The following is a 12,186-nucleotide window of genomic DNA, read 5'->3' as shown; positions in this document are numbered from 1 at the left end:
CCGCGGACATGATCCAGACTTTCGCCTTCTACCTTTTCGCGGTGCTGACGATCGCTTCGGCGGCCGCCACCATCCTTTCCCGTAACCCGGTCCATTCGGTGCTGTTCCTGATCCTGGCGTTCTTCAACGCCGCCGGGCTCATGATGCTCACCGGTGCCGAGTTCATCGCCATGCTGCTCGTCATCGTCTACGTCGGCGCGGTCGCGGTGCTCTTCCTGTTCGTCGTCATGATGCTCGACATCGACTTCGCCGAACTGCGGGCAGGGTTCGTCAAGAACTTCCCGCTCGGGATGCTTGTAGCCGTGGTGCTGCTTGCCGAGATGGTGCTGGGCCTTGGTGCCTACAAGGCCGGCGCCCTGAACCTCGGCACGCCTGACGGTACGGCAGCGACGCCGACCGGTGCATCCAACATCGAGGCCATCGGCGGACTGCTCTACAGCCGCTATCTGTTCCTGTTCGAAGCGGCCGGCCTGATCCTGCTCGTCGCGATGGTTGGCGCCATTGTCCTGACTCACCGTCAGCGCGGTGACACGCGCGGCCAGAAGGTCAGCAAGCAGATCGCGCGTCGCCCAGATGAGGCGACCGTCAACGTCAAGCCGGAAGTCGGCAAGGGGGTTTCGCTGTGATCGGCGTCGAACATTACGTGGTCGTGAGCTCGATCCTCTTCGTGCTCGGCGTCCTCGGCATTTTCCTGAACCGCAAGAACGTCATCGTTCTGCTCATGGCGATCGAACTGATCCTGCTTGCGGTCAACATCAACCTCGTCGCGTTCAGCGCGTTCCTGCACGACCTCACGGGCCAGATCTTCGCGATGTTCGTGCTGACGGTCGCTGCCGGCGAGGCCGCAGTGGGGCTTGCTATCCTCGTGATATATTTCCGTGGCCGCGGCAGCATCGCCGTCGACGACGTCAACCGGATGAAGGGATAAGGCCTTGCACCCGATCCTGATCATCGTCTTCCTGCCGTTACTGGCAGCGATCATCGCCGGGCTGGGCAATAAGCAGCTCGGCCACGTCCCCGCAAAGGTCCTGACGACCGGCGCGCTGTTTGTCGCCTGTGCGCTGAGCTGGCCGATCTTCATCGGTTTCCTGACCGGAAACGCCGAAGCTGCCGTTGTCCCGGTGCTCAAGTGGGTCCAGTCGGGCGCGATGACCTTCGACTGGTCGCTGCGCGTGGACTCGCTGACTGCGGTCATGCTCGTCGTCGTGACTTCGGTTTCCGCGCTCGTGCACCTCTATTCGTGGGGCTACATGAGCGAGGAGCCGGATCAGCCGCGCTTCTTCGCGTACCTGTCGCTCTTCACGTTCGCCATGCTCATGCTGGTGACCGCTGACAACCTGGTGCAGATGTTCTTCGGTTGGGAAGGCGTGGGTCTTGCCTCGTATCTCCTGATCGGCTTCTGGTTCCGCAAGCCTTCGGCCGGTGCCGCCGCTATCAAGGCCTTCGTGGTCAACCGCGTGGGTGACCTTGGCTTCATGCTCGGCATCTTCGCCACCTTCCTGGTGTTCGGCACGGTCTCGATCCCCGAGATCCTGCACGCGGCGCCCGGCATGGCCGGTTCGACCATCGGGTTCCTCGGCTATCGCTTCGACACGATGACCGTGATCTGCCTCCTGCTGTTCGTGGGCGCGATGGGCAAGTCGGCGCAGCTCGGCCTGCACACCTGGCTTCCGGACGCGATGGAAGGCCCGACCCCGTGTCGGCGCTGATCCACGCCGCCACCATGGTCACCGCGGGCGTCTTCATGGTCTGCCGCCTGTCCCCGATGTTCGAGACCAGCGAAACGGCGATGCATGTCATGGCTTTCGTTGGCGCCTGCACCTGCTTCTTCGCGGCCACCGTCGGCTGCACGCAGTGGGACATCAAGCGCGTCATCGCCTATTCGACCTGTTCGCAGCTCGGCTACATGTTCTTCGCCGCCGGCGTCGGCGCCTATGGCGCGGCCATGTTCCACCTGTTCACGCACGCCTTCTTCAAGGCACTGCTGTTCCTCGGTGCGGGCTCGGTGATCCATGCGATGCACCATGAGCAGGACATGCGCTTCTACGGCGCTCTGCGTAAGCACATCCCGATCACCTTCTGGACGATGACGGCGGGTACGCTGGCCATCACCGGCGTTGGTATCGCGGGCTTCGTCGGCTTCGCAGGGTTCTACTCGAAGGACGCCATCCTTGAGGCGGCGTTCGGTTCGGGCACGGCAGTTGGCGGTTTCGCCTTCTGGATGGGCATCGCCGCTGCGCTGATGACCAGCTTCTACTCCTGGCGCCTGGTCTTCCTGACCTTCTTCGGAAAGCCGCGCTGGATCCAGTCGGAGCATATCCAGCACGCGGTGCATGATGCGCACGGCCACGGTCACGACGACCATGGTCATGACGATCACGCACATGACGACCATGCCGATGATGCACATGCTCACGCGGCTCCCGAACTCGGTTCGCGCGGTCCGGACTACACGGCGCATGGCGACGGTACGGGTGGCTATCACCCGCACGAGAGCCCGCTGGTCATGCTGTTGCCGCTGCTGATCCTGGCAACGGGCGCGGTACTTGCCGGCTTCGTCTTCCAGCATGCCTTCGTCTCGGAAGGGACGGGTGAGTTCTGGAAGGGTGCGCTGGTCTTCCACGAACACCTGATCCACGCCATGCACGGCGTGCCGACCTGGGTGAAGTGGGCGCCGTTCACCGTGATGTCGCTGGGCCTGCTGACCGCATGGTACGGTTACATCAAGAACATCTCGTTCCCCAAGGCAGTCGCCGAGCAGCTCGGGCCGGTCTACACCTTCGTGTACCGCAAGTGGATGTTCGACGAGCTCTACAACATCATCTTCGTCCGTCCCGCATTCTGGCTCGGCAAGGTGTTCTGGAAGATCCTGGATATCGGCGTGATCGACAAGTTCGGTCCCGACGGTGCGGCCTGGGTCGTCGCCAGGGGTTCGACTTACGCGCAGAAGGTCCAGTCGGGCTATCTGTACAGCTACGCTCTTGTCATGCTGCTGGGCCTTGTCGGCGCCATCAGCTGGGTGATCGCGGGATAAGATGATGAGTGGTTTTCCGATCCTCAGTCTGATGTTGCTGGTGCCGCTCGCGGCGGCGCTGGCATGTCTCTACCTTGATGCCAAATCGGCACGCATGGTGGCGCTTCTCGCCACCCTTGCGAACCTTGCCCTTGGTGTCGTCCTCTGGCTGAACTTCGACGTCGGCGGTGCGCAGTGGCAGTTCCAGGAACGGCACGAGCTGTTCTCGGGCTTCTCCTACGCCCTCGGCATCGACGGTATCGCGTTGCTCCTGATCGAGCTTTCCGTCTTCCTCATGCCGATCTGCATCGGCGCGAGCTGGAACTCGATCGAGAAGCGCGTGGGCGAATACATGGCGGCGTTCCTGCTCGTCGAAACGCTGATGATCGGCGTCTTCACAGCCCAGGATATCTTCCTGTTCTACATGTTCTTCGAAGCCGGCCTCATTCCGATGTACCTGATCATCGGCATCTGGGGCGGCGCGGATCGCATCTACGCCTCCTACAAGTTCTTCCTCTACACGCTGCTCGGCTCGGTGCTGATGCTCGTGGCGATGCTGTGGATGGTCCACACCGCCGGCACGACCTTCATCCCCACGCTGATGACCTATGACTTCGATCCGCAGGTCCAGACCTGGCTGTGGCTCGCCTTCTTCGCTAGCTTCGCGGTGAAGATGCCGATGTGGCCGGTTCACACCTGGCTTCCGGCGGCGCACGTTCAGGCGCCGACCGCGGGCTCGGTGATCCTGGCAGGCGTGCTGCTGAAGATGGGCGGCTACGGTTTCATCCGCTTCTCGCTGCCGATGTTCCCCGAAGCGTCGGCCTACTTCGCGCCGCTGGTCTGGGGCCTGTCGATGGCCGCTGTCGTCATCACCTCGCTCATCGCGCTGGTGCAGGACGACATGAAGAAGCTGATCGCCTATTCGTCGGTCGCGCACATGGCGATCGTGACCATCGGTCTCTTCGCCTTCAATCCGCAGGGCCTCGAAGGCTCGATGCTGGTCATGCTGAGCCACGGTCTCGTCTCGGGCGCGCTATTCCTCAGCGTCGGCATCATCTACGATCGCCTGCACACCCGTGAGATCAGCCGCTACGGCGGTCTTGCCATCAACATGCCGCGTTACGCGCTGTTCTTCCTGCTCTTCACGATGGCCTCGATCGGCCTTCCGGGCACCAGCGGTTTCGTCGGCGAGTTCCTGAGCCTCGGCGGTATCTACCAGGCATCGAGCTGGACGGCGCTGATCTGCACCACCGGCATCATCCTGGGTGCCGCCTACATGCTCTACCTCTATCGCCGTGTCGTCTTTGGCGACCAGAAGAATGCCGATGCCGCCGCCATGGCCGACCTCGACCTGCGTGAATACCTGATGGTGATCCCGCTCGGCCTCGCGGTCCTGTGGATGGGCGTCTATCCCGAGAGCTTCATCGCTCCGATGCGCGCAGATATTGCCGCACTCGACGCCCGGCTCGCTCGCGCAAAGCCGGAAGGAGACGCCAAGTTGGTCATGGGCAAGGAAAAGCCTGCACATGAAGAAGCAGCCGCGCATGAGGGGGCACACTGATGGACTGGTCACAGTCGCTGCGCCTTATCGCGCCGGAAGAAACGCTTAGCGTCGCAAGCCTCGTCTTGCTCCTCATTGCCGCCTGGGGCGGTGACAAGGCAGCCAGGCTGATCTCCGTTCTCGCCGTGGCGGCGCTCGTCGCCGCCGGCATCCTGGTCGCCCCCGCGCTTTGCGGCGGCGCCATGGGTGCCGAAACCTCGGCCTTCTTCGGCCAATTCCGTGCGGACGCCTTCGCGTCCTATGCCAAGATCCTGATCTACCTCTCGGCCGCCGTGTCGCTGGTGATCGCCCCGGCCTACTTCGACCGCTTCAAGGCGATGCGTGCGGAGTATCCGGTTCTCGTGCTCCTCGCCTCGCTGGGCATGGGCATGATGGTCTCGGCCACCGACCTGCTGACGCTCTACATCGGCCTCGAAATGAACTCGCTGGCCGCTTACGTCCTCGCGGCGTTCCTGCGCACCGACGGTCGTTCGGCCGAAGCCGGCCTCAAGTACTTCGTGCTGGGCGCGCTGGCTTCGGGTATCATGCTCTTCGGCATGAGCCTGACCTATGGCTTCGCCGGAACCACCTCGTTTGCCGGTATCAGTGCCTCGATGGTGCACGGTCTCTCGAACGGCGCGCTGTTCGGCATCGTCTTCGTCTTCGCCGGCCTTGCCTTCAAGATCAGTGCCGTTCCGTTCCACATGTGGACGCCGGACGTCTATGAAGGCGCGCCGACCCCGGTTACCGCGCTCTTCGCCACGGCCCCCAAGGTCGCAGCGCTCGGCCTGACCATGCGCGTTGCCGTCGAAGCCTTCGGCGACCAGGCGGCTGCCTGGCAGCAGATCGTGGTCTTCGCCGCGCTCGCCTCGATCGTCGTGGGTGCCCTTGGCGCCATCGGCCAGTCGAACATCAAGCGACTGATGGCCTATTCGTCGATCAACAACGTCGGCTTCATGCTCGTCGGCCTTGCCGTGGCAACCCCGCAGGGCATTTCGGCCATGCTGTTCTACCTCGCAATCTACGTTGCGATGACGGTGGGCGGCTTCGTCGTGATCCTCATGCTCAAAGATGCCGACGGTAACCCGGTCGAGGACATCGCCAAGATGGCCGGCCTTTCGCGCAGCCGTCCGGGCCTGTCCCTGGCGCTGGCGATGATCATGTTCAGCCTTGCCGGTATTCCGCCGCTCTTCGGGTTCTGGGGCAAGTTCCTGGTGTTCAAGGCGGCTGTCGACGGCGGCATGATCGCGCTTGCCGCCATCGGCTTCGCAGCCTCGGTGATCGGCGCTTTCTACTACCTCAAGGTCGTTAAGGTAGTTTACTTCGACGAACCTGCCGACGTGGTGCAGGGTGAAAGCGACATCTGGCACAAGCTGATCCTCGTGGGTTCGTGCGTGTTCATCTCGCCGCTCGGCTTCCTGCTCACCAAGTGGCTTGGCCACCTGACTGAAACGGCTTCGGCCGCTCTGTTCACCGGCCTTTGATCGAGGTCGTCGAAGAGACCGCTTCCACCAACGCGGACCTTTCCCGGCGCCTCGGCGCCGGGGAGGGGCTTGCGGAAGGTTTCTGGCTGCGTGCGGTCAGGCAGAGCGCCGGACGCGGCGCCGCGGTCGCCAATGGTCCTCGCCTGAGGGCAATCTCTACGCCAGCACCGTCATCGCGCTGAGAGCCGATGACCCTCCCGTCCACACGCTGGCTTTCGTCGCCGCGCTTGCCGTGGGCGATCTCATGGCCCTGCGGCTTCGCGGGGGCACGGATTGCCAGTTGAAGTGGCCGAACGACGTACTGGTCGGGGGCGCCAAGATCTGCGGCATCCTGTTGGAGCGCACGGGCGATCATGTGATCGCCGGCATCGGCGTCAACGTGGTAAGCGCGCCTCGGCTGCCGGACCGGGCAACCACTTCGATCCTTTCTGAAAACCCTGCCGATAGCGGCGATGCACAGGCCGTCCTGGGCGATCTGGCGTCCTGCTTTGCCGCACGTCTGGTGCGGTGGCGATCCGAAGGACTGGCATCCACGCTGGCCGAATGGACCCGCCACGCCCATCCGCAGGGCACTCCACTGTTGGTGGCCATGGATGAGGAAGGGATGGTCCCGGGCGCCTTTGCCGGGCTTGACCCGGATGGAGCATTGCGCTTGCGTCTTGCCGACGGGTCCCTACGTGTCGTCCACGCCGGTGACGTCTCGCTCGCCTGAAGGAAATTCCATGCTGCTTGCCATCGATGCCGGCAACACCAATGTCGTCTTCGCGCTGTTCGAGGGCCGCACTTTGCGCGGTCGCTGGCGCATCGCCACCGATCCGCGCCGCACGGGTGATGAATATGCGGTCTGGCTGATGCAGCTTCTCTCGATCCGCGGCGTTGCCGCCGATGAGATCGACAGCATCATCATTTCCACCGTGGTTCCGCGTGCGCTGCACAACCTCGAAATTCTCTGCCGGCATTACTTCGATGTCGAACCGCTGGTCGCAGGCGTCGGCAAGGCGGACTATGCGATCGACATCGATGTCGATCAGCCCAAGTCGCTCGGCGCAGACCGTGCGGTCAATGCCATCGCCGCGCATGAACGCCATGGCGGCGATCTCATCGTCGTCGATTTCGGCACCGCGACCACTTTCGACGTGGTAGACTATCGCGGCGCCTACAAGGGCGGCATCATCGCGCCGGGCATCAATCTTTCTCTGGACGCGCTGGTGGGGAATACGGCCAAGCTGCCGCGTATCGCCATCGCGGTGCCTGCGACGAAGAGCGTGATCGGCCGTAATACCGAGGACCAGATGCTCATCGGCGTGTTCTGGGGTTACGTGGCGATGATGGAGGGCCTGATCGCCCGCATGCGCGCCGAAATCGGGCGCCCCGCCAAGGTCATAGCGACCGGCGGGCTAGCCGTATTGTTCGACGAGGCTTCCAGTATTTTCGACGCGGTCGATCCCGACCTGACGCTCGAAGGCCTCGCAATTCTTGCCGAAAGGGCATCCAAGAAGTGATTCCAGGTAACGAACTGCTGTTTTGTGCGCTCGGTGGGTCGGGCGAGATTGGCATGAACGTCAATCTCTACGGCTGCCAGGGCAAGTGGCTGATGGTCGACCTGGGCATGACCTTCGGGATGAACGAATACCCGGGGGTGGACCTCGTCTTCGCCGATCTCGACTTTATCGAAGGCGAACGCGAGAACCTTCTGGGCATCGTTCTCACGCACGCGCACGAGGATCATATCGGCGCGGTTCCCTATTTCGCGCAGGAACTCGATGTTCCGATCTATGCGACGCCTTTCACCGCGCGCCTCGTCGCTGCCAAGCTGGAAGAAGCAGGTATCCTCGGCGAAGTCGAACTGATCGTGATCGATCACCTCGACGCGTTCCAGATCGGTCCTTTCGGTATCCGCTACGTTCCGCTGGCTCATTCGATCGCCGAAGGCAACGCGCTGCTGATCGATACGCCGTTCGGCCGCATCTTCCACACGGGCGACTGGAAGCTGGACGATGAACCGCAAGTCGGCACGCCTGCGACCAAGGCCGAACTCACGGCGATTGGCGATGACGGCGTTCTCGCGCTTGTCTGCGATTCTACCAACGTGTTCAATCCGCAGGCGTCCGGTTCCGAAGGCGATGTCTATCGCGGGCTGCTGGAGGAAGTGAAGAAGCATCGCGGCAGGCGTGTCCTGGTCACTACGTTCGCCTCGAACGTGGCCCGTTTGCAGACGCTGGGCGAAGTCGCGCGCAAGACCAATCGCAAGCTTTGCGTGGCCGGGCGCTCGCTGGACCGCATAATCGAGACCGGTCAGGCCAGCGGCTATCTCAAGAAGCTGCCCGAACTGATCGACGTGGAAACCGCGATGGATCTTCCGCGCGGCGAAGTGCTTATCGTGGCTACGGGCGGGCAGGGTGAGCCGCGTGCGGCGCTCTCGCGTATCTCCGACGGCAATCATCCGATCAAGCTTGAGAAGGGCGACGTCGTCCTGTTCTCAAGCCGCCAGATTCCCGGCAATGAAATTTCCATCGGTCGTATCCAGAACCGCCTTTCGGACGCAGGCATCGTGATCGTCACGGACCGGCAGAGCATGATCCACGTTTCGGGTCATCCCGGACGGCCGGAGCTGGTCGCGCTCTATGGTTGGATCCGTCCTGAAATCCTGCTGCCCGTTCACGGCGAAATCCGCCACATGCGCGAACAGGCCCGGCTTGGGCTTGAAAGCGGAATTCCCAAGGCGGTATTCCAGAAGAACGGCGATCTGGTTCGGCTTGCTCCCGGAAATCCGGGCAAGTTCGGCGAAGTGCGCGCTGGGCGGCTGATCCTTGACGGCGACATCATTGCCCCGGCTGACGGCGATGCCATGATCATGCGCCGCCGGATCGCGTCCAACGGCGTGGTCTCGGTGGCTGCGGACCGGCGCGGGCATGTGAAGGTTGCTGCTATCGGCCTTCCGCTTGACGAGGACTATCCCAAGTTTGTCGAGGAAGCGCAGCGCGACGTTGCCGATGCACTCGGCCGCGCCAAGAAATCCGATCGCGAAGTGCGTGTCGAGGCTGCGCGCCTTGCCGCCCGGCGTGCCGCTACCCGCTGGTCGGGCAAGAAGCCGCAAGTGCAGGTGATGCTGCTGGAGGACTGACGATATGGCGATGCAGTGGACTTCGATGGTGGCGATCTACGGCCTGTTCTGGGTCCTGAGCGCCTTCCTCGTCATGCCTTTCGGCCTGCGCACGCCGAACGAAGTCGAGGGATATCGGGTTGAGAAGGGCCATGCGGACAGTGCACCTGTGAACTTCCGCCCTCGCTTGATCGCGAAGCGCGCCACGGTTCTCGCCATGGTGCTGTTCGGCCTCTACTACGTCAATTATGCGCAGCAATGGATCACTGTCAGTGATCTCAATTTCTTCGGTAAGCCGCCGGTTCAGGACCTCGGTTACTAAGGAAATGGGCGGCTGAGCCAGCTCCAGCCGCCTTGACCTTTCAGCTCCGCAGCCGCTCGATGCCCTGGGCCAGCGCTACGTAGAGCTTGCCCATGTCGGACGAGAGCAGGGTAACGCCCAGCGCGTTGCCGTCGCGAGTGGACAGGATCTGCCGCAGGATCGACTCGAAATCGTGAATATAGCGGCTCACATGCTCGCGGAAGGCATCATCACGTTCGAAGAGCTGCTGGATCGACTTGACCTCGCCCGCGTCGAGCAGGGAAACCGCGCGGCGCGTGAAGATCCCGCGATCACCGCGAAGATAGGATGCCCAGGCCGTATCGGAAACTTCGCTGGACAGGGCCGAGGCGATATCGATCGCATTGGAATTGAGCGATTCGGTGATGAGCGCGACACGACGTGCGAAGTCATTGTCCACCTGCTCCTCGGCACGCTCGCGCGCATGGGTGACGCGGCTTTCGAGATTGCCGACCAGTTCGTCGACCTTGGTGAGTTGGTCGCGAAGCTGGATCGTGGCCTCACGAGCGGCGCCGGAGGCATGCGCTACGGCTTGATCGAGCTGGCCGGTCACTTCCGCTACGCGGGTCCGCATGGACTTGTCGATGGCGCTGGCGCTTTCGGCTCCGAGCTCGTCAGCGACTTTTGCAATTCGCCCAGCCGCGTCGGTTTCGATATTCGCAACGACTTCGTGGATCGTCTTGTCCAGCGCGGCCAGTGCATTGCTCAACTCGCCGCTGGCCTTACCGGCAGTGTTCTGTGTCGCGCTGTCGATATCGGCTATCGTGGTGCGAAGGACGTCCAGCAACTTTCCGTGGGCTACGCCGTGCTCTGAAAGCTCGGAGTGCATCGCCGAGAGTTCGTCTGCAAGCGACTTGAGGTTTTCGCCCGATTGTTCGACGCCGCCGGCCAGTTCCGCACCGCTCTGCGCGGATTGGCGAAGCGCTTCGAGCACGGTGGCGACGCCGGCCTGAAGCCGGTTGAGCCGATCTTCCGAAACTGCAAGAGCTTCGGGCAAGTCATGATGGGCGTACCGGGCGCTGCCCTGGATCAGTTCGAGCAGCCGCACGCTGGTCTCGGTCAGCTTCTCTGCATCGCCGTCTGTGGCGAGAAGCGTGGCACGCGCGGCGGTCAGCCGTTCGGTAAGGGAGGTCAGGCTACCGCGCAGACGGTTTTCCAGAGCCTCGCTGCTGGTGGCGATGGCGCCGAAGCGCGCCTCGTAAGTGCCCAGTTCCCCGGTGATAGCGGCAGCACGTTCGCCGAGAGTGGCCGCCTGCAGGCGTTGGCGTTCGAGCCTTTCGGACATGGCATTGTCGAGTTCGCCGAGCATGTGTTCGATGCGGGTAATGGCGCGGCGTTCCTGCTCGGCCTGGCGCAACTGGCGCTCGCTGGTGTCCTTGTCGAGCTGCTCGCGGCGCTCGGCGATCGCACGGTCAAGCGCCTGGGCATCATTGCCGATGGCGGCGACGGAGCCGCGCAAGGCGGAAACGGCGGCATCCTGGGTAAGAGCGATGCCGCGCGCGACTTCCGCCTGTTCCTCATGCAATTCGTCGAGAGCCTGGCGCCAGGCCGCTGCGGCGCGTCCTTCGCCGTCGCGCAGAGCTCGCGAAACCACATCGCTTTCCTCGCGCAGGGCGACGAGGCGGGCACGGAGAGAGGTCAGGCTTTCCGCTTCGTGCAGATCAAGCTGCGCGCGGGACTGGGAAATCTCGTCTTCCAAGGCAGCAGCGCGAGTGCGGATCGAGGCGAGGGCTTCGACTTCGTGACGGTCCAGATCGAGGCGGAAGGTCTGGCCGCGTTCGGTAAGTGCGGCAAAGCGTTCATCGGCGAGGGCGCCGACCTGCTCGCAGCGCGCGGCGATCTCGCCCAGTGCACCATCGACCGCTTCTCGCAAGTTCGCGACCTGCCGTTCGCTTGCAGATCCATATTCGTTGAGGCGGTTGAAGCCGTTTATCATGTCTTCGAGCTGCACATGTGCTGCGCGCCCGGCATTGCCGATATTGTTCGTGACGTCCTTGGCCGAACTGGCGATGACGGGCAATTGCCCGCGGAGCTTCTCCATGTTGTCGAGCGCGGCCTGGCTGACGCCGCTGATCGAATCGACACGGGCGCCGTTATCGCGGATCAGGTCCTGGAGCCGTTCGGCGTTGCTGGAGAGCCGTTCGGCGGCGATGCGGCCGAGCGCCTCGAGATCGCGGGACTGGGCGGCTATGAATTCGCGTGCGAGGCTAAGTTCGCGGTTCACGGCAGTGAGGCGTGTCTCAAGCTGCGCGGATTCGGTGGAAAGCATGCGCGCCACGTCGCCGAAGCGCTGCCCTTCGCGGGTGCTGTGACGCAGCGCCAGCAGCCAGCCTACCGCAATGAGAAGCAGCGGAACCGTCAACTGGACCATCAGCGGCGGAACCGCGTCGGCGGTGATCCCTGCACGCAGGACCGGCCACTGGGCATAGAGGAAGAATGCTGTCCAGCCGATCGCGGCTGCGCCGGCGAGCGCCGGCACGGTCCAGTCGAACCTGTGCGGCGGCGATGCCTCGCCTTCGGAGGCGACCCAGGCTTCGTGCCAGGCCTCATCCGGGACGGTCATCTCGCCGTGCGCCTCGGAGGAAGGGGGAGCCCCTTCGGTCCGGTCCGGATTGCCTTCGACAGAATTGCCGTCATTGCCGTTCGCGCCGAACGCGATGATCCTGTTTTCCCCAGCCATGGCCGCAGGATACCACGCGCGAAGCT

General features: G+C 63.3%; 9 protein-coding genes and 1 pseudogene. 9 read left to right on the top strand and 1 reads right to left on the bottom strand.

The genetic code is table 11. The annotated features are described in order from the left end of the window. The first annotated feature begins 8 nt into the window (after positions 1-8). The 9 genes and pseudogenes from ADT71_RS13750 to ADT71_RS13710 all read left to right on the top strand — a co-directional run bounded on the left by ADT71_RS13750 (position 9) and on the right by ADT71_RS13710 (position 9,462). On the top strand, positions 9-626 hold the full coding sequence (locus ADT71_RS13750) for an NADH-quinone oxidoreductase subunit J (protein WP_054437644.1): 618 nt from the start codon (positions 9-11) through the stop codon (positions 624-626). Beyond that, complete coding sequence (gene nuoK / locus ADT71_RS13745) at positions 623-928, top strand: NADH-quinone oxidoreductase subunit NuoK (protein WP_054437643.1); 306 nt, start codon at positions 623-625, stop codon at positions 926-928. The genes ADT71_RS13750 and nuoK overlap by 4 nt, the downstream gene beginning before the upstream one ends. Positions 929-932: 4 nt before the next feature. Then, positions 933-3,034 (top strand): annotated as a pseudogene (gene nuoL / locus ADT71_RS13740) (NADH-quinone oxidoreductase subunit L). Between the two features lie 4 nt (positions 3,035-3,038). Then, positions 3,039-4,574 carry an NADH-quinone oxidoreductase subunit M gene (locus ADT71_RS13735; RefSeq protein ID WP_054437687.1) on the top strand — a complete coding sequence of 512 codons (1,536 nt, stop codon included), beginning with the start codon at positions 3,039-3,041 and terminating at the stop codon, positions 4,572-4,574. Continuing rightward, positions 4,574-6,037 carry an NADH-quinone oxidoreductase subunit NuoN gene (gene nuoN, locus ADT71_RS13730; protein WP_054437642.1) on the top strand — a complete coding sequence of 488 codons (1,464 nt, stop codon included), beginning with the start codon at positions 4,574-4,576 and terminating at the stop codon, positions 6,035-6,037. Before ADT71_RS13735 ends, nuoN begins: the two co-directional genes overlap by 1 nt. Continuing rightward, complete coding sequence (locus ADT71_RS13725) at positions 6,000-6,749, top strand: biotin--[acetyl-CoA-carboxylase] ligase (RefSeq protein ID WP_369818259.1); 750 nt, start codon at positions 6,000-6,002, stop codon at positions 6,747-6,749. Before nuoN ends, ADT71_RS13725 begins: the two co-directional genes overlap by 38 nt. 10 nt (positions 6,750-6,759) lie before the next feature. Beyond that, positions 6,760-7,539, top strand: coding sequence for a type III pantothenate kinase (locus ADT71_RS13720; protein ID WP_054437641.1), 780 nt, complete (start codon positions 6,760-6,762; stop codon positions 7,537-7,539). Next, the gene (locus ADT71_RS13715; RefSeq protein ID WP_054437640.1) at positions 7,536-9,161 is read left to right on the top strand and encodes a ribonuclease J; all 1,626 of its coding nucleotides are present in this window, start codon (positions 7,536-7,538) and stop codon (positions 9,159-9,161) included. Before ADT71_RS13720 ends, ADT71_RS13715 begins: the two co-directional genes overlap by 4 nt. 10 nt (positions 9,162-9,171) lie before the next feature. Beyond that, positions 9,172-9,462, top strand: coding sequence for a DUF1467 family protein (locus tag ADT71_RS13710; RefSeq protein ID WP_054437634.1), 291 nt, complete (start codon positions 9,172-9,174; stop codon positions 9,460-9,462). 40 nt (positions 9,463-9,502) lie between these two features. Here the strand turns inward: ADT71_RS13710 and ADT71_RS13705 are convergent, their stop codons facing one another. Then, positions 9,503-12,160, bottom strand: coding sequence for an ATPase (locus tag ADT71_RS13705; RefSeq protein WP_054437633.1), 2,658 nt, complete (start codon positions 12,158-12,160; stop codon positions 9,503-9,505). Positions 12,161-12,186: the final 26 nt, after the last annotated feature.

Origin of the sequence: Novosphingobium sp. ST904, assembly GCF_001298105.1 — a bacterium.
GTDB lineage: Bacteria > Pseudomonadota > Alphaproteobacteria > Sphingomonadales > Sphingomonadaceae > Novosphingobium.
The sequence above is the reverse complement of the archived record's forward strand: the minus strand, read 5'-3'. Positions and strand labels throughout refer to the sequence as shown.